This window comes from Acinetobacter sp. AR2-3 (genome assembly GCF_001878775.1).
Lineage (GTDB): Bacteria > Pseudomonadota > Gammaproteobacteria > Pseudomonadales > Moraxellaceae > Acinetobacter > Acinetobacter lwoffii_D.
In genome coordinates, this window is sequence record NZ_MJIQ01000037.1 from 198562 (window position 1) to 224280 (window position 25719).

The window sequence follows — 25719 nt, forward strand, 5'->3', positions numbered from 1 at the left end:
CATCTAGTCCTTATTTAAAATGCTTGCCGAGGTGGCTGGCTGCATCTGCTCAATCTGCTTCTGTTTATCTTTTTTCTTGCGCTCATTGCTCAAAGTCGCCATTAAATCCTGCGCCAAAGCCTTAAGTAGAATCATATCTTCGGCCTGCATCTGTCTCGGCTGCTTGTCCAGCAGACACAGACTCCCAAGCGCAATTCCATTTTTATCTTTTAAGGGCACACCGGCATAGAAACGGATATGATGCTGTCTTAACTCTGACAAATGTGGAAAGCGCGGGTCACGTTGCAAATCTTCTATCACCAAAGGCTCGTTTTGATAGAGCAGATGGGTACAGACTGAATCCTTGCACATTTGTCGGGTTGCTACAGGTTCTTGGGTAAAAGGACTGACTGGAATATACATTTCGTGCTGATTCAGCCAGGAAATTTGTGCGTAATCAACGTCAAAGGCTTGACGGGCTTCTTCAATATATTGTTTATAAAGGATCTGATGACGGTGATCTAATAATCCCAACTCATTTAAAGCCTGCTGCCGTTCTTTTTCATTCTTGATCTCCAGATTCTCAAACCAGCTTTCCCCTTCATTCAAGGTATAAGTTTCGATAGTCAGAATCAGATCATCGACATTATTGACCAGTGCCTCCAGCTCAAAACATTGTTGCAGTTCATCCAGAAGCTCCAGCTGCATCACGCTCCAAGTCGCAAAAATGATTTTCAGCTCAGGATATTGCTGCGCCAATCGATATTTCAGCAACCGAATCTGTGCTGCAGGCGCATGATGAAAAATCGACACACATAAAATCTTGATTGAAACTGGCAGTACAATGCCCTTTCCTGATTCACTGGATTGAATCAGCACATCCGGATCATTTCGGGCAGCAATATTTTTGAGATTCAACGCGTGTGCCAACATGGCAGAAATCTGGGTGTCAATTTCCCAACGCGCACCAACGCAATAGACTTCGGGCTGCTCGTTACTTAATTTACTCGGATAAGCTTTTTGGAATGCATGATTAAAGAACTGCAAGCCCTGATAAAGACGCAACCGGTGCTCGGCAGTAACATCGGTATCATGTCCTTGAGAATAAATCCGAATGGCTGGAATGGCCACTTCACCATAGAACATTTGTACCCGACGGGCCACCTCCTCCGCACTGGGCTTTTTTGGCAATTGCGCACAGATATAATCATTGGCTACTTGCATTGCATCATTGACTTCGTCGGCTACCAGTCGCTGATAAAAGCGTTCGAAGGGTGACAATACTGGCGTACTGCCAAGCAAAGTTTTGACAAAACCCAGTGCCGGCACGTAGTTGGACAAAACCAGCAGGCAGGCAGTCAAAGGCGTCGACAAGATCAACCCCACCGGTCCCCAGAGGGTGGTCCAGAACGTGGCAGCCAAAATAATCGCTAAGGTAGACAGACCGGTACTTTCCCCATAAAGCCAAGGTTCAATCACGTTATTGCTGATCAGTTCCAGCACCAGAATCAAGGCGACAGTCCAGAGCACCATGTCCCAGCCCGGATCAACGGCGAAGGCCAGCGTAATCGGGAAAATAGCTGAAACGATCGGGCCAACATAGGGCACAAAACGCATAACCACCGCGACCAGCCCCCACATGATCGCTGCCGGCACCCCAATCACCAGCAGCCCAATCGCCATGGGAATGCCATAAGTGACATTGACCAGCAGCTGCATGCGCAAATAGGTTCCGATACTTTTGCCGGCATCATCCAGCGCATCGGTGCCGATATTCAGATTACCGCCCAAGAGTTTCAGAAAACGGTCATGCAAGTCTTTGCCATTGAATAAAATTAATACCATAAACAGGAACACAATCCCGATAATCGCCAGTGGATTCAGAATTTTATTCAACCAGTCTAGGGCAGCCTCTTCACTCGTTGGTTCCAAACCGACCACTTTGACATTCTGCACATTCGGGTCTTCTGTTTCATGTTCGGGTGTATCTATCGAATTTTCTACCGTGTCAAAGGTCTGGATCGCGCCATCCCACATACTCGGTCCCTGACGATAGTTTTCAAGCATTTTTAGTTTCTGCTGGATGGTGTCCTGATATTGCGGCAGTTCCTGACTCAACTTGCCGAGTTGTACTCCCAGATAAGTTGCAGTGCCGCCCAGAAATGACAAGGTCAGGCACATGACCAGGCCAATCGCCGCCCATTGGGGACAGCCCCAGCGCTTTAAGCGAGAAACCAGAGGAGAAAGTAAAAATGCCAGCAGAATGGCCAGAGCCAGCGGAATAAAAATATCACGACCAAAATACAATGCCGTCATGACTACAGCAGCAATTACAAAGCCTGCCATCATTCTGAGTGCATGTTGGGTGCGCTGCCGCTCGGACTGATCCGGCATCAATACTTCAGTCTGTTGTTGCAGGTTGGCCTGTCGTGGTTTTACTTGACTGTTCTTGTTGTTATCCACCTGAAAAGTCCTAAAATATTATTCCTTCAACATAATTTAGGACTTTCTATATTTTTGTTACAAAGGTATTCCTGTAATCATTTGCAAAGATATTTCACTTAAATCTTTTCAGGTAAATAGATTAACTCACGCTTTTGATCCGGCGCATTTTCCGGGTTTCGAGTTGCACAGGGACTGAAGTATGTTGATGCAGCAATTGCCATTTGCCCTGCTGCTTGCTCAGGCACATGCTGACCCGACACCAGCCCAGCTGGAAAATCGGTTCAATCACCGCATAACTCACCCGTACATAACCATCGACTACAGCCAGATCAGAAGTGACATGAATATTAAGGTCTTGGCGTTCGATGCGTATGCCTTCCGGTATAAATGCCCGATATTGCTGCCAGAGTGCCTGATAGGCTTCTACACCTTTAACCTCCATACTGACATCAACCAGACGGATCTCCGGTCGGCACAATTCAATAATATCCTGAATTTCGAGTCTGGCTATGGCATTATCCCACTCTCGAAGAAATGCCATGACTTCCCGAACCAATTGTTCATCCCCAAAAATCTGCATCAAATTTTCCTCAACCGGACAAGTCAGACCTGAAATCTTGGATTCAATCAACTCACCGGATTTCTGATCTTTTTGTTCTTATTATTTTGCCTATGCTAAAGCGCTGTTTTCGCTTTGCTCTCTCCATTGTCTGATTCGGTACAGCTCGCCTGAAGATTATTTTTAAATTATTTTTATTTCAATCAGGATGAATATGCCGTTTCTAGATTGGATGATTCAAAAATCAGCAGCGATTAAAAGTTACTTTAGAACTTTTATCGTATGTCTGTAAATGACATAAAGCGTCATTTAAAAGAAAAATATATTTAAATCTGAATAAGATAGCTGACCATTGCAAACCAAGTCGATCTGTTTATAAATTTCGTACGGCGTTGATAAAATTTCAAGCTATTTGATCCATGTCATATCAACAGATAAAAGCCATCCTTCAGACAATAGCTTTACTATAAGTCTGCTTTGGCATTTCAATGATTTCGACACAAAGTTATATTTTCAATTCAGGCTGTGGCGCAATATATTGCTGCATGAGGTCGAGCACCAATTTGAAAATTGCCTGACGAACTTCGACACTGCGACCGCTCAACAGTGAAGCTTTGGCATACACATAGGCCTGATCTGTAACAATATTCAGTCCAATCATATAGTCCTGCTGCATAATCGCGCGACTTTTTAAATCATTGAGATCCGTGACATAGCTGGCGCTAAAAAGTGCCTCATGGATCGCGACCAATAAGGATTTGATCTCAATATGTTGCAGATTGTCAGAATATTCCAGATGCAGGTGCGGCATTAAAGTGGTCTCAAATCGAAATGCGAGGATCAGGGCGGCAGGAAAATGATCAGCCCAGAATTTCAGCAATAATGAGAATAATACGATACATCAACCGTATTATTCTCTCGTCAGAATTTTAGTCTAGGGCTAAATTTAAGCTTTCTTTACATATTCTGATTTCAGTTTCATCGGGCCGATTCCCTCGATTTTACAATCGATATCATGCCCATCTGCAGCATCAGGCAACAAACGGATACTTTTGACTTTGGTGCCCACTTTCACCACTGAAGATGAACCTTTGATTTTCAGGTCTTTAATCACTGTTACCCTATCACCGTCCGCCAGTACATTGCCATTGGCATCCTTAATGATCACTTGCTCTTCAGTGATTTCACCTTCTTTCCACTCGTGTGCGCATTCTGGACAGATCAGTAGATCGCCATCTGCATAGGTATATTCAGATTGACATTTTGGACAGTTTGGCAGACCCATAAGAACCTCGAAAAAAAGAGAAAAATAAAATAAATGAAACAAATAAGCGCACAGTATAGCATCTTTGTCAGGCGCGCTCATGGAGAGGACATGAGGATGAAGCCAACATAGGAGATCGAAGGAATTAATTGTCTGAAATCTGCGGATTAACCAGCAAAGACAGAAGTTGCAGTGATTCCTGCCAGCTCAAATGACATACCGCTGGCGGCACCACATCCGGATAACCTACCTGAATAATGTGTAAACCTGTACCGATTGAGACTTTTTCAAAGATGATCGTGACCTCTATTTCACCCTGCAAGTCGGGGGTAGAAAACTGATCGGTATAGCGCAGTAGCTGATTGGGAATGACCTCATGATAAATGCCATGAAAATGATGCTGGGTTCCGGTAGAAAAATTGGTAAAGGTGGTTTTATAGCTGCCACCAGGTTTGACTTCCGCATGTTCTACTTTGGCAATAAAGCCATGTGGTGCCAGCCATTTGGCCAATGCATCCGGATGCACAAAGGCACGATACACCCGCTCCGGTGGTGCACTGAACACACGATGCATTTTTAAGGTGTAACTCATTTTTTCTTGTCCTTTGTTCTTATTATTTTTTTATTGCGGGATATTCCCTGCATTTATTGTGACTAAATCATCAGCCTGAGTTAAGTACTCATCTGAGTTATTTTATCCAGTTTTGAGCTGGCTATATATAATGAGTATGTATCTATACTCAAGCTCAAATCTTCATATAACGATTAAATAGAGCAATAAAAACCCCGGCAGCACCGGGTCTCTTACTTTAAATGCTTTAAATACAAGCATGCTCAGCTACTACGCAGGCTGCCCTCTTCGTCATCCAACTCATCATCATAGACATAGGCCATGCAACCCCAACCATCATATTCACCCTGAAATTGTGCCGCGATTTTGCTGAACCATTGTTCCAGATCCACGATATCTTCGTAAGCAGGTTCCATATACACATAAATCGTGATGATCCATTCCAGGGTATCGCTTTCTTCGTCCTGAAACAGGCTGATTTTTTGCTCTTCTTTTAATAGATGCAAGGCACAACGATCCGCCTGCGCTTCATCCGCAAAGGCAATCGAAAATTCAATTTCATGTGCCTCTTGCAAGTCGTCGCCATCCTGATGCATTTGCCACAGTACATTGCCATTTTCATCGTCCGGGAATTGATTGTAATCACGTGACATAGAAGTATCCTTATTATGATGCTGTTTTATTCTGCATTTAAGATTAGCTGATTTTCGTACAATTATCGAGATACAGACAAAAAATATTATCTTTTAACCATAAATAAACATATGATTTTTATAAATATAAAAATAAGTAAGAGGATCAATATAGTCAAGATTCCTCAAGGCCAAAAATCCTGAAAAATATCAGGATTTAAACCAACTTATGGCATTCAGAATACTCTGGTAAAAATCTTCTAGACCTATGAATGTCATGATCTACGCGATGTGTGGATGCAGATGATCCTGTTCCAATTGCAAAACCAGCGCAGCAAACTTGAGTTCTTCTAAACGCAGATCAAGATAGGATTCTTGAATCATCGCCTGACTCAGTGTCTGCCCGGTATAATTCAGCAAGACATAATCATCCTTTAAGGCCTGCAATATCTCGCCCAAATTTTCTGTGCTTAATTGAGAGAGATATAAATCTGCCTTACAGTTGAAAGCCAGACTCAGGATTTCAATAGTACTTCGACGGCGATTGTCGTCGACATAATTACAGCTCGCCACCTGCTGTTTTTCTATGGCCTGTTGAATTCTGTCACGGACATTGCGTAAATGCCGAACCGCATCCGTTTCGCTATAACCCTCAATCAGCTGCTCTAAAACCTGTGTTGCGGGAAGCTGCAAGCCGAAGCGCTGGGCCTGTATTTTATGCTGTAAAGCACTCAATACCTCTTGCAAGCGATGCTGTTGTTTAGCCTGTTCATAATAACCGTGCAAACTTTGTCGGGCCTCCTGCTCAACCTCGGCCACGGCCTGCGCCTGAAACTGGGCAAGATAATCTTTTACTCTTGCGATATAGGCTTTGAGATCATCGATCATGATCGAAGCATCCAGCTTGGTCGCTTCAACAAAGTTTTCAGCCTGCAAAGTCCGGTTAATAATATATTGCTCGATATCCCAGATATCCTGATATTTTTTATATTTATTCAGGGCAATGTTTAAACTGCCATTTTGTACCCGCAATTGGGTGATTTCATAATTCAATTCATCGACTTGAGTTTCATAATCTGCCAATTTGCTGCGGGAATGATCCAGGTTTTCCTGTAAAAACTGGATATTGCTGCGTAATGAAGCCTGTACCTTTAAGCTCCATAGCAATGCACATATTAAAATACTCGCGAGAACGAAGAGAGCCATACTGAGCATCGTTCTTTCCTTTAACCCCGGGCAGCGCCCTAAACCATCAAATTAAAAATTTATTATAAAGTCATGATTAATTTTGCATCACTTCGGCCAGATAATCAAAGCCGTTGATCAATACTAAGTCATTCATTCATTTTATTTTTCTACAAAATTTTTATGTGCAAGTCATGTATGACTGACTACTTTCCAGCTCAAGACAAATCCATTCTGAAACAACTTACGATATTTTTTATATCAAAGGATATAATTTGAAAGTTTAAAAATAATGAAAGGAAGGTTAAAAAATCATAAAAATAAAGGCATCAGGCCTATAGCGGGAGATAAAAGAATAAAAAATCTCTAGGCTTATCGTCAAGAGATAAACCGAACATTAAAAATTTATGTGCGGTAGTGACAACCGATCAGGCAATGGATCAGTAGAAAATTTCATTTGAACATGCTTGTAAAGCTACTCATCTCCAAGCTACTATCGAAATAAATTCTCACACTTTTTATTCGGGTTGCCCAGTTTAAGGGCTTGAACCTCATTATATTTATGAGCTTAAAAAACATGTGTCCGGTTGAATCTAACTATTAAGCAGAATCAAATTAGAACGGTATGGCTGCCTTAATTTCGACCGTGACACCACTCAAAGGCTGGGTAAAAGCCAGATAACTGGCATGCAAGGCCATACGATTTAAAGGACTGCGCTGGGGTTCAGGATGATAAATTTTATCGCCAGTAATGGGATGACCGATATGCAGCATATGCACTCGTAGCTGATGGGAACGGCCGGTAATGGGGGTCAACAACACCCGACTAATGTCTTGCTGGGGTAGATATTCTAAGGCCTGATACAAGGTTTTGGCGGCCTTGCCCAGTTCAAAATGCACCATCTGACGCGGACGGTTTTCCCAGTCAGTAATCAAAGGTACTTCGACGCTGCCCTCACCCTCAAGTTTGCCTTGTACCAGCGCGACATAATTTTTAAGTACCGTGCGTGCCTGAAACATTTTACTCACTGCCACTTCTGCATCGCGGTGTTTGGCAAACATCAAAATACCGGAGGTGGCCATATCCAGACGATGGGTAATTTTGGCCTGCGGATACTGGTCCAGTACCCGCAAATAGGCACTGTCGTGATGTTCAGGTAAACGCCCCGGAACCGACAATAATCCGGCCGGCTTTTCAATCACCACCAGATCATCATCTTCATAAACGATATGCAGCGGTTCTTGCGGTGGACAATAGACAAAGTCGTTATTGATGGGCATTTTAAGGGTACAGCATCTGGAACAATGCGCGCAAAATAACAAGCGGCTTCTAGGCTGTCAATTACCGTGCTTGACCAGCTCAGCTTAATCTGCCAGATAATAATCGACCGTCGAGACTACACGCACTTTCTTCAAATACGGGGTATTGCTGTCGCGATCTTCAATACTAAACAGCCCCTGATTGGCGGACTTGATTTTGCCCAGACTGCTTTTTGAATCTGCCGCAAATTTTTCGGCTACACTGCGCGCATTTTCGGTGGCCTGTTCAATCATCGCCGGCTTGATGTCATTCAGCTTGGTAAATAAATATTCCGTTCTTTGTCCAGAATCATCTCCGGCAAAGGCAATGCCTTTTCGACCCAAAGCCACCAGACGACTTTGTGCCGCACGCACTGCATCTATTTTATGGGTATAGACTGTAATGGTCTGGCTGGCGGTGTAACGTAGCGCGACATTGGCATCCCCGCCATATTGCTGGGCGTATTTATCGGTGATACTCGGTGAAGCACTGGTAATTTCTTCCGTGCTAAATCCTTCATTTTTTAAGAAGGTCTGAATTTCCTGGGTATTGGTTTGCATGGTATCGTACAATTCGGCCAAATCCTGACTGCCGGCATTAAAGCGGATTGGCCATACCGCCACATCGGCTTTGACTTCGCGTTCCGACAAGCCTTTGACCGAAACTATACGTTCATACTGTTTAATTTTCAGCGCGCTATTGCCCAGAATCCATCCTGTAATAATCATTCCCAAGCCGATCAAGGCGCCTAAAATCAGGGCCGGTTTGAATTGATTCATCCTTCAACTCCTTTGAAATCTTTTTTCGTTCTTATTGATCCTGCCACGCTATCAAGTAGCGATAAAATGATACTAATTCAATCTTATTTTTATCACTCGAAGATTCAATCACAACATCGTACTTAACCTTGATTTATCAGATAGATTGCAATTAACGGCGTCAGGTTAAACAGCAGAATCCCAATTTTATAGAGCGCCATCCCTGAATAATGAATCACATCGAAACTGGTATCTGACAGCTGAAACCATTTTCCATGCACCTGTTTCATCCAGTTTCGGGCAAAGACAAAGACCACGAACCAGATTATGAGAATGACATAATTGATCAGTGTGCAAAACAGTAAAAAGCGACACCAGATATCGAGATTCATGAGGATTCCCCTAAGGGGCAGCTGATGTTTTAAAATAACAGATCATGTTGAGAAATGAAGGGCTTATTTGTATCTTGCGCAGCTAGATATTTTTCTTAAATTTATGATTTATATTTATTTTAATTTTTTATTCTGCGTATATTACTAGAGAATTTTTTAGGGTGTTGGGAAAACTCGCAATGGTTTACTTCAACTATCATTCTTTGTAAGACCTGATCTTATAGCCTATAAACTTTTGGTCTATAGCGTCCTAAGCCGGATCGAGACCTTTTGGGTTCGTACTGCACTCGCGTTTTGCGCCGCTCACAGCATGCTACTCTTTCCGATCCCATCACACCCTTGAAAGCTATATTAGGCAAAGATGGACGGGATTAATTTCCTATGTTTTTTTAATTTCGATTAAATCTGAAAATTTATTTCACTATTAACCCCAATATAGAGAAATAAATTCCATTTCTTATTTTTTACGCTTTTTTATTCGCCAAAATGAGACTTTATTGCAATTTATATTCAGGAAATAATTACTATTTTATTGAAAGAATGTTCCCTGAATCCATTGCGCACTAAACCACCAGGCACTGATCGCTGACATCCCGCACAGAAGATTGGCCAAGACCTTGTTGAGCCTGGTCAGTTCAGAACTATAAATTTTCAGATTAAGCAGATAAGCGATCACAGCGTAAAACGAGCCAATCGCGCCCCCAAAAAGAATCAGGATCAGCGGCCATGCAGAATAGAAATGGGCTTTTTTATCTAATTTTCCTGATTCTGGCGCGTGCTGTTGAATATCCATAGGTGATAGCCCTCTTTTTAATATATGCACTTGCACTATTTCTAGGCAGATATTTATCCTTTAGAAAATATTTGCCTTCTAGGACTTTCACTGAAGCAAGAAGCAGACCAGTTTTAACGTACAAAAAGCTGTCGGGTATGATGATTGATATAGGCATTTAGCCCATCCCCATATTGAGCGAGCTGTTTCATGTTTTCGACATGCTGATAACCGGCACTGCTATAGCTGTAGGTATAGACTTTCGAGGTTTTCTTAAATTGAACCCGAATAAACTCGTTACCAATCTCATAATTGGCAACACCTGAGTCATGATTAAGATCAAGATAATGTTGCAATTGAGCTGCCCTAAACACTGTGAATCTAGAGTTTTATATGGGGTTTTATTGATCAATTTTCAAACAAATTTAAATCATAAATAGCGAAGTTTAGATAGCAAAAAGCCCTATTGAGTAATAGGGCTTTCGTTCAAAACAGAGGATAACTGTTTGAGTTGTCTTGCTTAGGCATTCTTATTGTTAAATTGATTGCCTTGGCATTTGGTACACGGTGGTAAACGATCAGTACCAATTTCTAAGTAGGTGCGGTGTCCGCATTGAACACAAAAATAGAAGCCTGTTCCGGGTTTTTCGCCAGCAGTAACCATCTTTGTTCTCCATGGTTTTAGAAATGGTCTAGCTAGTATAACCCTCTGGTGATGAATGTCTATTGTCCATTTTTGTAAATGATAGTGTCGTTTGGGCGAAGTAGTATTTCTAATTATTATTTAGTAACTTGTTTATTAAATAATGATTTATTAAAAATTTTTCAAGTTAAGTAGTTTAATAACATTGAGATAACTGATGCATAAGGCCAAGTCTAGTGAAGTGCGTTAATACAAAATTATCACCATAGCCATATGAAATTTTATATTCCCTTAAACTTATAGACGTCTTTAATCATTGAGGAAGCTGAATTTCTTAAGTATAAAAGGAAAAGTACTTGTTTGTATTTTCTTGACAAAGACATTAATGCTTTAAATAAAAACCCCACTTCACAAGATCTCTTTCATAAATCAAAAAATGATCTTCTTTTTGGTTAATATTTGCACTCCAAATTTCTTGGCATTCGTGCATAATCTGCGGATGAAATACATCGATTCAAACAAGCTTTCTGATCCTCAGTTCAAGCGATACACGGGCATCTCATGGTCAACTTTCTATTTGATGGTTGAGCAATTGAAGAAACATGTTCCTGTCAAAGGCAGACCGCCCAAGTTAAGCCTGGAAGACCAGGTTCTGCTCTGTCTGAGCTATTGGCGGGAATACCGAACCTTATTTCACGTTGCAACGAGTTACGGGGTTTCAGAGCCCACAGCCTCAAGAATTGTCCGTCATGTTGAAGACTGCCTGATTCGGTCCAATCTTTTTAATTTACCCAAAGATTTACCCGAGGGCGAAGGCATTGACTGGAATGTTGTGATCGTGGATGCCACGGAAATTCCAATACAAAGGCCCAAAAAAACAGAAGAAAAGCTATAGCGGCAAGAAAAAGACCCATACCTTTAAAGTACAGGCCATGATTCACTACAAGACTCAGCAAATTCTGAGTTTATGTAGCAGTCGCGGTGCAGTGCATGATTTCGAGTTGTTCAAACGCAATTTAAACCAGATTCCTTCAGGAGCCTTTGTTCTTGCGGATAAAGGTTATCAGGGGATTTATACTTTGTATCCCAATAGCCTGTTGCCCTTAAAAGCCAAAAGACGCTGTAAATTGGATCCTGAACTAAAAATCTATAATCAGGAAATCAATAAAAGAAGAATAGCAATTGAGCATGTATTTGGCAGTCTAAAAACTTTCAAGATCCTTGCGGAACGTTATCGCAATAGAGCTAAAAGACTCGGTTTGAGATTCAATCTAATTGCTGGAATTTATAACTTGGAGCTGAGTAAAAAATGATTTATGAAAGAGGTCTACAGTAGAGTCTTTTAAAAAATATCAAAAACTTTAACTTAATTTTTTAATTTAGGTAGTACAACCTTTTAAAGAATTCTATACGCAATGCTAAATTAAAAATATTAAAGGCTAATATTTTTTTAAATTAAAGTAAAAAAGTATTCAGTATTCTTTATAGGCTGAGTAGTTACTTCATATGCACAATTTTCGATTTTTGCTTCATTAATTGGCCCCAAATGTATTCCCAAACACCATAAAGAACGTGAGGTATCTATTCCTGAATACTTAATATTTTTAAATTTTTTCACATCATTTACCATATATCTGAGACAAGAAGTAGGGCTAATATCTTGTTTAATTTCTAATGGTATAGAGGAGGTTTTTTGTTTTTGATGAATCATAAAATCTAATACTGCTGATCTTTTTATTTTACTTTTTCTACCATCTAATGGGTAACGAATTTCTCTATCCACTTTTTTTACTTTTGCATGATTTGTTAAAAACAAATAATATTCTACCTGAAGCCAAATTTCCCAACCTTTGACTTGAAACTCATAGAAATCATTTAATTTTCTAACAATGTCCTCCTTTTCAAAAAACTCTTCACTCACTTTAAGAATAAATTCTCTATCTTTTTTTGTAATCACATCATTCATTGTTTTACTCAAACTAATTTAAAAACCCCACTTTAAAGTAGGGTCTTTTTTAAATAATATCAACAACTTTAATCTACCCTTGCGAAGCAATACTTCTCACCTTTAAAAAAGGAGGGAGTTCCCCTCTTTTTCAAAGAGGGGCTAGGGGTGATTTACAAAAAGATTAAGCCACATTCCCTTCCAAAAAGTCCTGTGCAAAGCGTTGCAATACACCACCCGCTTCATACACATGCACTTCTTCTTCAGTATCTAAACGGCAAGTCACAGGCACTTCAATAATCTGGTTCTTACCATCATCGGTTGAACGCTCAATCACTAAAGTTAAAGTCGAACGTGGCGCGATATTACCAATCACGCTATACAGCTCAGTACCATCAAGACCTAAAGTCTTACGATCTGTACCCGGTTTAAACTCAAGCGGCAACACCCCCATACCGACCAGATTGGTACGGTGAATACGCTCAAAACCTTCTGCCACAATCGCTTCAACACCTGCCAGACGAACACCTTTCGCCGCCCAGTCACGACTCGAACCCTGACCGTAATCCTTACCGGCAATAATGATCAACGGCTGTTTACGGTTCATGTAGATTTCAATCGCTTCCCACATCCGCATCACTTCGCCTTCCGGCTCCACACGCGCTTTCGAACCCTGTTTGATCGTGCCGTCAGAACGCACCACCATTTCATTAAACAGTTTCGGGTTGGCAAAAGTCGCACGTTGCGTCGTGAGGTGATCACCGCGATGCGTTGCATAAGAGTTAAAGTCTTCCTCAGGCACACCCATTTTTTTCAGGTATTCACCTGAAGCACTGTCGAGCACAATGGCATTCGATGGTGATAAATGATCAGTGGTGATGTTATCGCCCAAGATCGCCAGCGGACGCATATTTGACAAGGTACGCGGTGCAGCCAAAGCCCCTTCCCAATACGGCGGACGGCGAATATACGTACTTTGCGGACGCCAGTCATACAACGGACTTGTTGCTTTTTCATTCACACCCAAGTCGAACATCGGAATATAGATTTTTTTGAATTGTTCTGGTTTTACAGCAACTTTCACCAGCGCATCAATTTCTTCATCCGATGGCCAGATATCTTTTAGATAAATCGGATTGCCGTCTTTGTCTGTACCTAAAGCATCTTTTTCGATGTCAAAACGAATCGTACCGGCAATTGCATACGCCACCACTAAAGGCGGTGAAGCCAAGAATGCCTGCTTCGCATATGGATGAATACGCCCATCGAAGTTACGGTTGCCCGAAAGCACCGCTGTTGCATACAGATCACGGTCGATAATTTCCTGCTGAATCTTTGGATCTAATGCGCCCGACATGCCGTTACAGGTCGTGCATGCATAGGCCACGATACCAAAGCCCAGTTTTTCTAAATCTTTAAGTACGCCTGCTTCTTCCAAATACAAAGCAGCCGCTTTAGAACCCGGTGCAAAAGAAGATTTCACCCAAGGCTTACGGACTAAACCGAGTTCATTGGCCTTACGCGCCAGCAAACCTGCCGCCACGGTATTTCGCGGGTTTGAGGTATTGGTACAAGACGTAATCGCCGCGATAATCACCGCGCCATCTGGCATTAAGCCTTCAGCTTCTTGCGCACGTGCAGCATCTAGATTGCCTGCAATGCCTTTTTCTTTTAAGTCAGATGTCGATACACGAGCATGTGGATTGGATGGGCCAGCAATGTTACGGGTTACTGTTGAAAGATCAAAACGCAATACACGTGGATATTCTGCCTGAGTCATATCCGATGCCCACAGACCAATCTCTTTGGCATAAGTTTCAACCAGTTTGACTTGCTCAGGCTCACGGCCGGTCAAGGTCAGATAATCAATCGTGTTCTGATCGATATAGAACATCGCAGCCGTTGCGCCATATTCAGGGGTCATGTTGGAAATCGTGGCACGATCACCCACTGACATGCTGTCTGCACCTTCACCGAAGAATTCTAAGTATGCCCCGACCACACGTTCTTTACGCAGGAATTCTGTCAGTGCGAGCACAATATCGGTTGCGGTAATGCCCGGCTGACGCTGACCAACAAACTCCACCCCAATAATATCTGGCAGACGCATCCAAGACGCACGCCCCAGCATCACGTTTTCGGCTTCGAGTCCACCAACACCAATCGAGATCACGCCAAGCGCATCAGTATGTGGGGTATGTGAATCTGTACCGACACAGGTATCTGGGAATGCCAGGCCATCACGGTTTTGAATTACCGGAGACATTTTCTCCAGGTTGATCTGGTGCATGATGCCATTACCGGCAGGAATCACATCGACATTTTCAAACGCGGTTTTGGTCCATTCAATAAAATGAAAACGGTCTTCATTACGACGGTCTTCAATGGCACGGTTTTTCTCAAAAGCATCCGGATCAAAACCACCAAATTCCACTGCCAATGAATGATCGACAATCAGCTGGGTCGGTACCACTGGATTGACTTTAGCCGGGTCACCGCCCTGTTCTGCAATTGCATCACGTAAGCCGGCAAGATCGACCAAAGCCGTTTGTCCCAAGATGTCGTGACAGACCACACGTGCCGGATACCATGGAAAATCATGTTCCTGTTTACGCTCAATCAGCTGTCGCAAAGACTGTTCTAAAATGGCAGGATCACAACGACGAACCAGCTGCTCAGCAAGCACTTTGGAGGTATAAGGAAGTTTGGCATATGCGCCTGGCTGAATATCTTCTACGGCCTGACGCACGTCATAATATTCCAGCTGGGTGGATTGCAGCGGTTTACGGTAGTTGTTGTTCATAGCTTGCCTGCCCTCGTTTATTACTCTTTTTTGCACATCAAAATTTATTGATGACTTGTTTTTAATCAAGGCATTGTACGCTGCCGAAAGTCCATTTCCCAAATCTTATAATTTTCAATAGTTTAATTATAGAAATCGGTCTATTTTAATAAATTTGTTATCTGGCCTTTAGAATTTTTGCTTTAAAGCGGTCTTTTGCTAAAAAAATCTGAATAATTCGCCTTATTCTTTAGTCTTATGTTGCAAAATATTTCTCTAAATTTTTATTTTATTATTAATATAAACCACTAATATCATTAATAAATAATTAATTTTATTTGCATTTTCCCAAAGATAAAAAAATATAGTCTCTCTGGTTTTCCTAGGCCTGTCCTGCCGCCGCATTTAGCAAAATTTCAATCCCCTAATTTGGGATAGCAGATTTTTTAAAACTATCAGAAGCTCAGTGTGACGCATGTCACATTCTTCGCAATCCTCACATTAAAACAATAACCATAACAGGCAGAACTGAAATGTTGAAAATCGCAATATTCGGAGCTATAGCCGCCATTTTGACGTTCTTAGCTCGCGGTTGGGATGGAACAAAAAATCCATCACCACCGTCCAATCCATCTAACCCGTCCCAACCTTCTCATCCCTCACACCCCATACCTCCACCCAAACCCTCACATCCCGTTCCGACAACATCAGACAGCTTGATTAGCAACCCACCCCTGTTACCAAAAAGTGCCAAGGGCAAATATGAGCTGATCGTGGCTTATAAAACCAGCAAGCTCTATAACCCCAGAAACGGCTCATGGGATCAGGTGCTGCTGAGAGGCTATTTAACCAAACCCGGTTTATTTGATAAGAAAAAAACTGGTGAATATGTTGAGGATCAATTGGTCGGGCCACAGATTCGGGTCAAACAGGGTGAAACCATGGCACTTAACCTGAATAACCAGCTTCCACCCGAGTCAGAAACAACTTGTCCAACGCATGTTGAGAATGTAAATGAACCACATTGCTTTAATACCACCAACCTACATACCCATGGCTTCTGGGTCAGTCCTCAAGGCAATAGCGATAATGTCTTTTTGAAATTCAAACCTCAGGAAAAATTTGATTATCAGTTCAAAATGGAACCGAATCATCCCGCAGGGACTTACTGGTACCACGCCCATCTGCATGGCTCAACTGCTCTTCAGGTGTCAAATGGCATGGCCGGCCCATTGATTGTTGAAGGTTCAAGAACACCAAAAGTCAAAAATGGCAAAGTCACCTCAACTGGAGATATGGATATTTTATGGAAAGAAAAAAACAGTTACCCCAACGAAAACATTCTGTTGTTCCAGCAAATCCAATATCGCTGTAGCAATCCCGATCCTAATGTCACATTCGCTGTTCCCAATAACTGTGAAGGCTTAGGCATAGGCATGCTGGAAAATTATAATGACCTCGCTGCATTTTCCTCTTGGGGCGACAATAACTACTACACCTCTATCAATGGTAAAATTTTAGGTGAAATCAAAGCAGAACAGAATCAATTTAACCGCTGGCGCATGATTCATGGCGGTGTACGCGATACCATTGGTTTAATCATTAAGGAAATTCCTAACTCCAGTAAGTTTAGCGCAGAACAAACTATTAAAGCCTGTTCAGCCTATCAGGAGGCAGACAAGAAAGCTGAATTTGACAAGCTGAATAGCCTGAATGTGCATACCATCGCGCAAGATGGCTTAACCATGAATCATGTACAGACCAGAACCCTGTCCGTGTTCCATCCAGGCTATCGTCATGATGCAATGGTTGCTTTTCCGACCACCAATAGATACTGCATTTTTGACACCAAATTGAATATCGATGATGAAATTAACGCGCCATTACCGAATATAGGTCCTCAAATTGCTCCAAATCATCGGTTCAATGCCCAACTGCTGGGATGGGTCAATGTAAAAGCAGCCAAGACCAAGCCTCAGACTGCTGCCCAGTTCCTGAAAGATCGGGCACAAAAAATTGGTTTAAGCAAAGACATTCAGACCCAGTTATCTCAGCTTAATCTTTCTGCGTTTAGTGATCATCCATCACTGATGACACCGGAAATTGATAAAGTAGTTGCTGCCCGACCAAAACAATATAGTGCTTTTTCGCTCGGCCCCGACCCTAGAACTGGCATATTCAAATTTGGCTTCCGGCATAAAAAAGATGGAGATACACTGAGTTTTGGAGATTTCTTTGATGGAGATGGTTCAGTAGATGGCGAATATGTCCGTCAGTTACAAGTTGGACAGACTGATGAATGGGAACTGACCAGCGCTGGTTTTGGTGGTCATCCGTTCCATATTCATGTTAACCCGTTCCAGATTGTTAAAATTTTGAATCCTCAAGGTAAAGATGTCAGTGAGTCAGTAGCCCCAGAAGATCCGGTGAATCCAGTTCTGGATGATGTGCAATACCGTGGCATGAAAGGACAATTTAAGGACACGCTTTTTGTAAAACAAAACTATACCTATATTGTGCGCAGCCATTACAAGAAATTTGAAGGTGACTTCGTACAGCACTGCCATATCCTCGACCATGAAGATCAGGGCATGATGGAAACCGTACGGGTCTGTGGAGGCAAATTCCCTTGTGATTCGCCATTACCGGCTAGCCATCACCACTAAAGACCTGCTCGCTAAAAGCCAATGATTTCGATTGTTGGCTTTTTTGTTTGCCTCTATTTGATGCTTGCTGCACAATAACTGCATTGATTTATAGTATTCAAACCGGGGCTTATTATGGCAGCGTCTCCTGCTTTTACATTGTTTAGTCTGAATGGTGTAGATGCACAAAAATTCCTTCAAGGTCAGGTGACTTTGAATACTGAAACTTTGGCGGAAAACCAGACACGCTATACTGCAATCTGCAGTCTGAAAGGCCGCATTCAATTTGGCTTATGGCTTAAAAAAATCAGTCCGGAAAGCTTTGAAATCGTGAGCACTGAAGATCAGTCCACGGAACTGGCCAATCATATTAAAAAATTTGGTGCCTTCTCAAAAATGAAACTGGAATTGGTCGGTCCAGTTTATCCAGTCATTAATGGGATTCATACTGACTTTGTGACGACTGAAACCGATGTGACGATGTGGGAACAGCAAGCCATTGAATCAGGTCAGGCCTGGATTCAGGCTGCGACTGCCACCCTGTTTCAACCACAAGAATTACGTTTGCATCAACGCGAAGGCATTCACTACGACAAGGGTTGCTACCTGGGTCAGGAAGTGATTGCGCGTTTATGGTTTAAAGCCAAGCCAAAACACTGGTTACATCTGGTTCAAGGCACAGGTGCCGCGCCTGATGTTGCGACCAAATTGAGTAATGATGTTGAAATTGTCAATAGCATCGCGATTGAGGATGGTTATAAAGCGCTAGTCGTGGCAAAACCTGAAGCATTGACCGAGCTAGGTCTAGAAGTTCTGGAACTTCCTGAAGCCTTAAGTGGTGATGTGGCGCGTCCGCAATAATGAGTGCTTAGCACATAAAAAAAGCCAAGATGAAATTCTTGGCTTTTTTGTTTTAAAAACCATGAAACAGCTTATTCATGTCTTTTACCACATAATCTTTGAAATGATAGGCTCGCGCATGTTTGGCATCAAACTTTGCCGTGAGTTCACCTTTTTGAAAGACATATACCCGGTCTTCCTGACTCATCAAAAACTCTGCACCAAGTTTCATCAGCAGCGCATCAATCTTGTCTTCATCGGCAATCGATTCATCAGCATTGATTCTGTCATAGTGACGTTTAATGGTTTTGACAAACATGGTGAAATCCTGGGAGTCTGATTCAAACCGAGATTTAAACAGAGAAGTCGGCTGAAGCAAAGTAATCCTTTTGATATCTGCAGGATTGATCAGAAATCTGTCCGAATCATGCATCGATTTAATCGGTGTATTGTGCTTCGATGATTTGTATTTAGTGACAAATTGTATATTTACAAAGCACAAAATCCTTTTATGATGTAAGTGAAAATGATTAAAACCGCACCAAGGAATAAGGTGCCAGCAATAATAAGGTTATAGGAACCATGAAAAAATTAGTACTCGCTACAGTTCTTGCCCTTTCTGGGCAATTCGCTCTGGCAAATACCGTAAAAGATCAAGTCGATCCCCAATTCCAAAAAGTTGAGGCCATGGTCAAAGCCAATAATTTTAAAGGTGCCTATGACGCTTTAAATCAATTGGCCAGTCAGGGAAATGCCCAAGCTTTATATAACTTAGGCTATTTGACTCAAACCGGCCAAGGTACAACCAAGGACGAGAAAAAAGCCATTCAGCTCTATGAGCAGTCTGCCAGCAAAGGCTATCCGGTGGCCAATTATGTATTGGGTAAAAATTACGCGGCCGGCACACTCGGACTCAAACAGGATTTGACCAAAGCCAAACAGCATCTGGAACGCGCTTCGGCAGCCAAGTTTGATGATGCCAGCATTGATCTGGCCATACTGCTGTTTTCTGAAAATACGGCAGCGTCAAATAAAGCCGGACTGCAAAAGCTACAACCGTTGATCAGCAAAGGCAATATGCAGGCCATTCATGCCAAAGCCTTATATGACATCAGCAGCGGTTTCAAAAATAAAGATGAAAAACCGATTCAGCAAGGTCTAAGCAGCATTCAGGAACTGGCCAAAAAAGGTTATATTCCGGCGCTGATGGCAGTGGGCAATATGTTTGCCAATGGCAGTATTGTTCCGCAAAATCTGCCAGAAGCGAAGAAAATCTTTGCCGCACTGGCGCAGCAAAATGTTCCACAGGCCAAAGAGTCTTTGGCAGCAGTAGATAAAATGCTGGCTGAGCAGAAAAAAGCACCTGCGAAGAAAAGTTAAGTGAACCGATAAAACTCAAACATAAAAAAGCCCCATGCAATTTGGGGCTTTTTTTGTGGTGGAGCATCCATCTTCTAAAAGATTATCCCCACCACAAGGCAATTAAGCCACTGGTCACGATAAAACCGGCAATGGTACTCATCAACAATGGCGTTAAAGTTCGATCATTCAGACCATACGCCTGTCCCAACATGCCAAAAATCGTCGGCATCGGCAAAGCTGCAATGAGCGTACCAGCATGGACCATTTCCTGACTTAAATCAGTTAACTGGCTCAGTCCCAGATACATCAATAACGGCATCATGATATTGCTGGAAAATACCAGATAGAAACTTTGCAGATTGACATATTTCAGACTCATTCCTACGATCCCGCCGCCAATGGCAAACAAGGCCAATGGTGAGGCCGTCTGACCAATCAAGGCGAAGACCTGATCGAGATAGACTGGAATTTTAATCTGGAAAACCGCACAGGCCATGCCGAGCATGACCCCCATAAATAAGGGATTCTTCAGCAAGGTCAGCAGTACACTTTTCAAAATGGCGCCAAGATTTGCCTGATGTTGTGTGCCCAGCGCAGCCATGACCAGCACCAGCGGAATCAGCAACACGCTTTCAATGATGACCACCAGAGAGGTATAGGTCATCGCCTGTTGCCCGATCAATAAGCTGAGCACAGCCGTACCAATCAATCCAGTATTTGACATTGCAGCGCCCAACGACAGCACTGCACTTTGCGAATGCGTATTCTGAAAATGACGGCGCATAATCCAGAAGCCGCTACCATAGAGCAGCAAGGTCACACTGCTATACACGGCAAAGTATTCAAAATACCAGATTTCATGCAGGTCTTTGGAGGCAAGGGACTGAAAGAACAGCAAGGGCAAGGCCACTTTAATGACAAAAGCACCGACCGTCCCCACCTGCTCTTTGCTTAACACTTGACTCTTTACAGTCAGATAACCCAGTGCCAATAATAAAAATATGGGCACAATGACCGCAAAAATCATAATGCAGTATCCTCTTGCCAGTGATATTCCATTATAAGAATTTCTGAGACTAAAGCAGTGTTAAAAAGGCTCAAACAGGTGATTCAAACCATGCGGTGCACAGCGCAGATATTGCGGTGAAATCTTGATTTTTTCCTCAAGTGCTGCCGCTGCATGCCAAGGCCAATGTGGATCATAAAGAATGGCACGAGCCAAGGCGATGGCATCAGCTTGACCCTTTTGTAAAATATCTTCTGCCTGCTTAGCTTCAGTAATCAAACCTACAGCAATCACGGGAATACTCACGACTTTCTTGATCGCATCTGCAAAAGGCACCTGATAATTCGGCTTCACATCGATGTTCTGTTTGGCATGTAAGCCGGCACTGGAAATATGAATATAGGCAGCACCCGCAGCTTCCAGTGCTTTGGACAATTCAATTGAAGAATCAATAGTCCAGCTATCTGGCTGATCCATCCAGTCGCTGGCCGAAATACGCACTCCAATCGGATAACCTTCTGGAACCGCCGCCTTCATGGCTTGTAATACTTCCAGAGTCAGGCGAATCCGGTTCTCCAGTGAACCGCCATACTGATCATCACGTTTATTGGAAAGCGGTGACATGAACTGATGCAGTAAATAACCATGCGCTGCATGCAGCTCAATCAGGTCAAAACCGGCCTCAACTGCACGTTTGGCACTTTTTGCAAAGTCAGCAATGACCTGCTCAATTTCCGACTGGCTTAAGGCTTTAGGTGGATGTTCATCGGCCTGAAAAGGAATATCACTGGCAGAAACAGTTTGCCAGCCATGTGCTTCATTCGGCTTAAACTGACCTTTACCTGCCCATGGTTTATCTGTTGAAGCTTTACGTCCGGCATGTGCGAGCTGAATGGCAAAAGGCATCGGGGAAATGGATTTAACTTTTTCCAGTAAGGTCTTGATCTGCTTCGCCTGTTCGTCATTCCACAAACCCAGATCGGCATAACTGATCCGGCCTTCTGGCTGTACCGCAGTCGCTTCGACGATACATAAACCTGCACCCGATAAGGCATAGTTGGCCCATTGCTGCTCGTGCCAATAGGTAATTTCCCCTTGCTCTGTTGCAGAGTACTGACACATCGGCGCAATTACGATTTTATTTTGAAGTTGCAGTGATCCAAATTGAATAGGTTGAAATAGTAATGCCACGCTGTATTTCCTCTTTTTATTGCACAGTTTCACTCTAGAAATAAAAACAGGCTCCCAAGAGCCTGTTTAGTTATAACGTGAACGATCAAACTTTAGAAGATGATTCGTGTAGTCAAACCGAGTACCAGTGCATCATCCACATTGTTGCTTGAACCTGGATTAATGACATATTGCAGGTTTGGACGCAGCATCAGCCACTTTGTTGTGTTATAGCTATAGTTCAGTTCAATATTGTATTCTGCATCAGCATTGAAAGCTGGCCGTGAATCAGCAAAGCGATCATTCACATGCACACGATTGACCGCCAGACCTAAAATATCATTCGGCTGGCTGTCCGAAAGACCGATATATTTCACACCAATTTGTTGTGAATTATCCACTTTGTTAGTATCGCGATCATGCCAGGTAAAGTTAGCAAATGAATGCAAACCCTGACGGCCCTGACCTATAGACGTTAACTGCTGTTCTACAGCTAACCAGCCTGCAAAGGTACGGTTTTTGGCATCAGTAGGATTGGCAATATCTTTTTGGTTGGCAACATCATCGGCCGTATTGTACATCCCGCCAACCCGGTAGCTGCCCGGCAAGCCATTCACCAATGATTTCGGTGTCCAGATCACTTCTGCCGGAATCGTCACACCATCTGCATGGTCGGTATCCAGACTCCAGCCCTGACCTTCTTTAGCGCCATTACCATTATCGGGATTAAACTCATACACACCGACTTGTACCGCAAGTTCAGGATTGAGTTGCTGCTTCACGCGCGCACCCCATTGTGCTACAGGCGTATTCATCCAGATATTGCCCTGCCATTTACCCATCTGTGCAGCACAAAATGCCGTACTGGCAAAATCACAAGCCATGACATTAAAGTCCATACCCAGACCAAGACGACCCGCCTTAATACTGAGTCCTTGGTCTTTATAATTCTTTTCAATAGACAGCTCGCTCAGACGGCTATCCTGATTACCACGCCCAAAAGTACCTTGTACATTGGCCAGTTGCGGCGTACTAGGATCCTGCAAGTCACGAACAGAGGTACTTTGACCCTGGCGTGCACTCATCAAGGCACGTACAGTGACACCATTCCATCCCGCCAGCTTTTCCATATCCAGTTGAGTACCCAGCCATAATTGGGCAGAAGTTAATGGATCTGCGCCCTCATTACGACCACCATCAGCAAGATAGGCGGTATCGGTTAACAGATTGGCTTCAAATTTAATTCCCTGTTGGGCCAGTTCTGTACGTTGACCATTCCAGTCCCCCAGTAAATACTGACCTTGTGGATCAAATGCAGATTCCGCCTGAGCGGTTGTCATGGCAGCCATTAAAGGCAATAGAGCTAGACCTAAATATTTCATGTAAAACCTAAACATTCGGAGAGAAAAACAAGCAAGGTTTTTAAATTGCTATTAGGTGCATGAATTTACATAACTTTTCATACAAATTCCCAGCATTTTTTTTATTACTCATTAAACTTTTAGTTATGTCTTAAACATAAAAATATAATTTTTATTTAAAAAATCTTAAATTATTTATATATTTTTCATCAGCTTATAATGTATTGATAATTTCCATTCGATTTACTTCTAAGAAAATTCGCTATAAAAACATAGAAACCCAGTTTATTCTTTAAACAATTACAGCTTAAATAAATATGAAATACCCAGTCATTTTCCAGCGATTTCACCCAGATTAACGCTTGCAATCCCAGCCAATTCACCCAATATTAGCTGCATCTCCCTCGCCACTGATGTGTTATGCCTGAATTACCAGAAGTTGAAACCACCAAAACCAGTTTATTGCCTTTATTAGAGCAACGCGTAAAACGTGTTGAAGTACGTCAGTCAAGTTTGCGCTGGCCTATTCCGGAGAATATAGAAAAGCTGGTGGGGCAAAAATTACTGAAGCTCACTCGCCGTTCTAAATATATTCTGGCGGAGTTTGAACACGACACCATGCTCTGGCATTTAGGCATGTCGGGGAGTTTCCGTCTATGCGAGAGCAATGAAGAATTACGCAAACATGACCATCTAATCATTCAGTTTGAAGATATCGAACTGCGTTATCATGATCCTCGCCGTTTTGGCTGCATTCTTTGGCTGGATGCACAATCACAAAGCAAATTGATTGACACGTTGGGGCCAGAACCTTTAAGCGAGAACTTTAATGCCAAGTATTTATTTGAAAAATTGAAGAATAAAAATGTTGGCACCAAAGTTGCAATTATGGATAACCATATAGTGGTGGGCGTAGGCAATATTTATGCGACTGAAAGTCTGTTTAATCTGGGGATTCATCCGGCACAACCGGCCTCGACGTTAAGCTTGGTGCAGATTGAAAAGCTAGTGCTGGAAATCAAGCGTATCTTGAAACAGGCAATTGATCTGGGTGGTTCAACCTTAAGAGACTACACCAATGCCATGGGCGAAAATGGCTATTTTCAGCAAACCCTGTTGGCTTATGGCCGTGCCGGTGAGATGTGCGTGAACTGCGAGACCACGCTTGAAAATATCAAATTGGGACAACGGGCTTCTGTTTTTTGTCCTGAATGCCAACCTTTGAAAAAGATCCAGCTCCCTGTCAAAAAAGTGGCAACTGTACGAGGGAAAAAGTCATGAAAACAGCCATTGTGCGTCATATTCTGGTTAAAGATAAAGAAACTGCTGAACAGCTTAAAAAGAAGATTTTAAGTGGCGCCGACTTCAATAAAATCGCCAAACAATATTCAACCTGTAATTCTGCCAAACGTGGCGGTGAGCTAGGTGAAGTGAAGAAAGGCCAGCTGGTTCCAGTGATTGATAAATTGGTATTTACTGCCGCTGAACGTGTATTACATGGTCCGGTCAAAAGCCAGTTTGGTTTTCATTTGGTCGAAATCAAGTTTCGGATGGATTTTTAATATTTATAAATCCCTCCTTACCTCCCTTTGTCAAAGGGAGGAGTTCCCCCTTTATAAAAGGGGGATTTAGGGGGATTAGAAAAATTAGACTTGAGGTGGACGCTTTTTCAATTCATCACGAATTTCACGCAGTAATTCAATATCGGCTGGGGTAGTCGGAGTTTCCTCGACTGGGCCTTCTTGTTTACGTAAACGATTCATGAATTTAACCAATAAAAATACGACCCAGGCTAAGATTAAGAAATTAATTAAAATCGTTAAAAAGTTACCGTAAGTCAGTACATTCACACCCGCCTTAGTCAAGGCATCTAAAGATTGTAAATTGTCTGGGTTTCTTCCTAAGATAAAGAATTTTTGCGTAAAATCGACGCCACCACCGGTAATCACGGTAATTAAAGGCATAATGATGTCTTTCACCAATGAATCGATGATCTTGCTAAAAGCGCCACCGATGATGACACCAATCGCCAGATCCATCATATTGCCTTTGATCGCAAACTCTTTAAATTCTTGAATAATACTCATAACTGCTCCCATATTTTATTT

Annotated in this window: 27 protein-coding genes; 7 read left to right on the forward strand and 20 right to left on the reverse strand. The window is 42.5% G+C overall.

The features are described from left to right. Positions 1-3: 3 nt before the first annotated feature. From BFN00_RS06540 to BFN00_RS16050, 13 genes are all read right to left on the reverse strand, one after another. Complete coding sequence (locus tag BFN00_RS06540) at positions 4-2442, reverse strand: AI-2E family transporter (RefSeq protein WP_071850803.1); 2439 nt, start codon at positions 2440-2442, stop codon at positions 4-6. Positions 2443-2563: 121 nt separating this feature from the next. Then, a complete protein-coding gene (locus tag BFN00_RS06545; RefSeq protein WP_004732099.1) occupies positions 2564-3004 on the reverse strand; it encodes a YybH family protein in 441 nt (146 codons plus the stop codon). 484 nt (positions 3005-3488) lie between these two features. Beyond that, the gene (locus tag BFN00_RS06550) at positions 3489-3794 is read right to left on the reverse strand and encodes a 5-carboxymethyl-2-hydroxymuconate Delta-isomerase (RefSeq protein WP_004732101.1); all 306 of its coding nucleotides are present in this window, start codon (positions 3792-3794) and stop codon (positions 3489-3491) included. A gap of 135 nt (positions 3795-3929) precedes the next feature. Continuing rightward, the gene (locus tag BFN00_RS06555) at positions 3930-4268 is read right to left on the reverse strand and encodes a zinc ribbon domain-containing protein YjdM (RefSeq protein ID WP_004732103.1); all 339 of its coding nucleotides are present in this window, start codon (positions 4266-4268) and stop codon (positions 3930-3932) included. Positions 4269-4392: 124 nt separating this feature from the next. After that, positions 4393-4839 carry an SRPBCC domain-containing protein gene (locus tag BFN00_RS06560; RefSeq protein ID WP_004732106.1) on the reverse strand — a complete coding sequence of 149 codons (447 nt, stop codon included), beginning with the start codon at positions 4837-4839 and terminating at the stop codon, positions 4393-4395. 242 nt (positions 4840-5081) lie between these two features. Next, positions 5082-5471, reverse strand: a complete 390-nt coding sequence (locus BFN00_RS06565) for a ribonuclease E inhibitor RraB (protein WP_004732107.1) — start codon at positions 5469-5471, stop codon at positions 5082-5084. Between the two features lie 261 nt (positions 5472-5732). Next, positions 5733-6665, reverse strand: coding sequence for an SNIPE associated domain-containing protein (locus BFN00_RS06570; protein WP_004732109.1), 933 nt, complete (start codon positions 6663-6665; stop codon positions 5733-5735). A gap of 585 nt (positions 6666-7250) precedes the next feature. Next, positions 7251-7916 (reverse strand): pseudouridine synthase, encoded by a 666-nt coding sequence (locus BFN00_RS06575; protein ID WP_004732111.1) that lies wholly within the window; start codon positions 7914-7916, stop codon positions 7251-7253. Positions 7917-8000: 84 nt separating this feature from the next. Then, on the reverse strand, positions 8001-8714 hold the full coding sequence (locus BFN00_RS06580) for an SIMPL domain-containing protein (RefSeq protein WP_004281732.1): 714 nt from the start codon (positions 8712-8714) through the stop codon (positions 8001-8003). 122 nt (positions 8715-8836) lie between these two features. Further along, entirely contained in the window at positions 8837-9085 is a 249-nt protein-coding gene (locus tag BFN00_RS06585; protein WP_071850804.1) for a DUF6868 family protein, read from the reverse strand. Positions 9086-9614: 529 nt separating this feature from the next. Next, positions 9615-9878 (reverse strand): hypothetical protein, encoded by a 264-nt coding sequence (locus BFN00_RS06590; protein WP_004281730.1) that lies wholly within the window; start codon positions 9876-9878, stop codon positions 9615-9617. Between the two features lie 113 nt (positions 9879-9991). After that, on the reverse strand, positions 9992-10213 hold the full coding sequence (locus BFN00_RS06595) for a hypothetical protein (RefSeq protein WP_004732115.1): 222 nt from the start codon (positions 10211-10213) through the stop codon (positions 9992-9994). A gap of 164 nt (positions 10214-10377) precedes the next feature. Beyond that, positions 10378-10521: a zinc ribbon-containing protein gene (locus BFN00_RS16050; RefSeq protein ID WP_004645925.1), complete on the reverse strand. Its 144-nt coding sequence runs from the start codon at positions 10519-10521 to the stop codon at positions 10378-10380. A 478-nt stretch (positions 10522-10999) separates the two neighbouring features. On the opposite strand from BFN00_RS16050, the gene BFN00_RS06605 reads away from it, so the two are divergent. Both BFN00_RS06605 and BFN00_RS06610 read left to right on the forward strand, forming a co-directional pair. Then, positions 11000-11395: a transposase family protein gene (locus BFN00_RS06605; RefSeq protein ID WP_071850805.1), complete on the forward strand. Its 396-nt coding sequence runs from the start codon at positions 11000-11002 to the stop codon at positions 11393-11395. After that, positions 11343-11813, forward strand: coding sequence for an IS5/IS1182 family transposase (locus BFN00_RS06610; RefSeq protein ID WP_071850806.1), 471 nt, complete (start codon positions 11343-11345; stop codon positions 11811-11813). The genes BFN00_RS06605 and BFN00_RS06610 overlap by 53 nt, the downstream gene beginning before the upstream one ends. A 137-nt stretch (positions 11814-11950) precedes the next feature. Here the strand turns inward: BFN00_RS06610 and BFN00_RS06615 are convergent, their stop codons facing one another. Together BFN00_RS06615 and acnD are read right to left on the reverse strand one after the other, a co-directional pair. Continuing rightward, on the reverse strand, positions 11951-12466 hold the full coding sequence (locus BFN00_RS06615) for a hypothetical protein (RefSeq protein ID WP_004732120.1): 516 nt from the start codon (positions 12464-12466) through the stop codon (positions 11951-11953). Positions 12467-12629: 163 nt separating this feature from the next. Continuing rightward, entirely contained in the window at positions 12630-15248 is a 2619-nt protein-coding gene (acnD, locus tag BFN00_RS06620) for a Fe/S-dependent 2-methylisocitrate dehydratase AcnD (RefSeq protein ID WP_004732123.1), read from the reverse strand. Positions 15249-15760: 512 nt separating this feature from the next. Between acnD and BFN00_RS06625 the strand changes: the two genes are divergently transcribed. Together BFN00_RS06625 and ygfZ are read left to right on the forward strand one after the other, a co-directional pair. After that, positions 15761-17893, forward strand: coding sequence for a multicopper oxidase family protein (locus BFN00_RS06625; protein ID WP_004732125.1), 2133 nt, complete (start codon positions 15761-15763; stop codon positions 17891-17893). Between the two features lie 114 nt (positions 17894-18007). After that, positions 18008-18733: a CAF17-like 4Fe-4S cluster assembly/insertion protein YgfZ gene (gene ygfZ, locus BFN00_RS06630; RefSeq protein ID WP_004732127.1), complete on the forward strand. Its 726-nt coding sequence runs from the start codon at positions 18008-18010 to the stop codon at positions 18731-18733. Between the two features lie 52 nt (positions 18734-18785). On the opposite strand, the gene BFN00_RS06635 is transcribed toward ygfZ, so the two are convergent. Further along, the gene (locus BFN00_RS06635) at positions 18786-19031 is read right to left on the reverse strand and encodes a hypothetical protein (protein ID WP_004645929.1); all 246 of its coding nucleotides are present in this window, start codon (positions 19029-19031) and stop codon (positions 18786-18788) included. A gap of 263 nt (positions 19032-19294) precedes the next feature. Between BFN00_RS06635 and BFN00_RS06640 the strand changes: the two genes are divergently transcribed. Then, positions 19295-20092, forward strand: coding sequence for a tetratricopeptide repeat protein (locus BFN00_RS06640; RefSeq protein ID WP_004732129.1), 798 nt, complete (start codon positions 19295-19297; stop codon positions 20090-20092). Positions 20093-20174: 82 nt separating this feature from the next. Here the strand turns inward: BFN00_RS06640 and BFN00_RS06645 are convergent, their stop codons facing one another. From BFN00_RS06645 to BFN00_RS06655, 3 genes are all read right to left on the reverse strand, one after another. Beyond that, positions 20175-21101, reverse strand: coding sequence for an AEC family transporter (locus tag BFN00_RS06645; RefSeq protein WP_004732131.1), 927 nt, complete (start codon positions 21099-21101; stop codon positions 20175-20177). A gap of 60 nt (positions 21102-21161) precedes the next feature. Beyond that, positions 21162-22271, reverse strand: coding sequence for an NADH:flavin oxidoreductase/NADH oxidase (locus BFN00_RS06650; protein ID WP_004732133.1), 1110 nt, complete (start codon positions 22269-22271; stop codon positions 21162-21164). Positions 22272-22363: 92 nt separating this feature from the next. Further along, the gene (locus BFN00_RS06655; RefSeq protein ID WP_004732135.1) at positions 22364-23632 is read right to left on the reverse strand and encodes a carbohydrate porin; all 1269 of its coding nucleotides are present in this window, start codon (positions 23630-23632) and stop codon (positions 22364-22366) included. Between the two features lie 399 nt (positions 23633-24031). Here BFN00_RS06655 and mutM point away from each other — a divergent pair, with 399 nt between their 5' ends. Continuing rightward, positions 24032-24892 (forward strand): bifunctional DNA-formamidopyrimidine glycosylase/DNA-(apurinic or apyrimidinic site) lyase, encoded by an 861-nt coding sequence (gene mutM / locus BFN00_RS06660; RefSeq protein ID WP_004281719.1) that lies wholly within the window; start codon positions 24032-24034, stop codon positions 24890-24892. Then, positions 24889-25173 (forward strand): peptidylprolyl isomerase, encoded by a 285-nt coding sequence (locus BFN00_RS06665; RefSeq protein WP_004281718.1) that lies wholly within the window; start codon positions 24889-24891, stop codon positions 25171-25173. The genes mutM and BFN00_RS06665 overlap by 4 nt, the downstream gene beginning before the upstream one ends. Before the next feature lie 84 nt (positions 25174-25257). Here the strand turns inward: BFN00_RS06665 and mscL are convergent, their stop codons facing one another. After that, entirely contained in the window at positions 25258-25698 is a 441-nt protein-coding gene (gene mscL / locus BFN00_RS06670; protein WP_004281717.1) for a large conductance mechanosensitive channel protein MscL, read from the reverse strand. Positions 25699-25719: the final 21 nt, after the last annotated feature.